Genomic DNA, 759 nt, shown 5'->3' on the forward strand with positions numbered 1-759 from the left:
CATTGGCAGCTTCATTGACGTTCGCAGAGTTTCCAAGCTCAAGACACTTGGCAATTTTCTTTAGGGCTTTTTTCTTATCCATCGACAACTTAATCATTACCGCAAATTTTTAAAAGTCCAACATTTTACATGTTTTGGCGAGTAACAGCAAAGTCAAAAGTCATTTGTAGGAATGTGGTGAACGATTATGGAAGATAAGGACATAGGAAGGAAGCGGCGGGTCCCGGACAAAACAAAACGCCATCAAGAGGATTGATGGCGTTAGTGACACGATTTTCTTGATTAACTAGAGTATTTGTAACCTAGATTCCAAGTTCATCGAGTAAATCAGCTGCAGAATCGTTGCCTGAACTTTGCTCTGGCTGCTTTGGTTCTTGCATTTTTTTCTGAGTCGCTTCAAGAATGCTGTCTGGACATTCGTCTTCAGCGATTTCGAATTCTTCCAATTGGATGAATTCTGTTTTGTCCATTGCAAGCTCAAGGTAGAAAATGTTGTTGTCGGCAGTAGAGAAAGTAACACGACGAGCTTGCGGGCGATCTAAGTTAGTATCAACAGAAAGGTTCACTTGCTTGTTCAATGCCAGCATTTTCGGTTGGTTTTGTGTGATGTTAGTCTGCAGTTCTTTACGGATTTTGTTGGTAAAGTCGCCAACCAACTGGTTCATCAACTCACCTAATACATCACCTACTTCGTCTGAAGTATGAAGTACAGCGAGTTCGTCTTCAGGCATGCCCATATTACGCATGTAATTTGTGTAG

2 protein-coding genes are annotated in these 759 nt (G+C 41.4%); both read right to left on the reverse strand.

Annotation, left to right across the window (positions count from 1 at the left end):
* On the reverse strand, window positions 1-82 hold an 82-nt coding region (locus AB4496_RS28850), incomplete at its 3' end, for a DUF2786 domain-containing protein (protein ID WP_372133550.1).
* Between the two features lie 220 nt (window positions 83-302).
* Window positions 303-759: DUF3334 family protein (locus tag AB4496_RS28855; protein ID WP_372133547.1), on the reverse strand; the 457-nt coding region annotated here is incomplete at its 5' end.

Origin of the sequence: Vibrio sp. 10N.222.46.A1 (assembly GCF_041473595.1) — a bacterium.
GTDB lineage: Bacteria > Pseudomonadota > Gammaproteobacteria > Enterobacterales > Vibrionaceae > Vibrio > Vibrio tasmaniensis_A.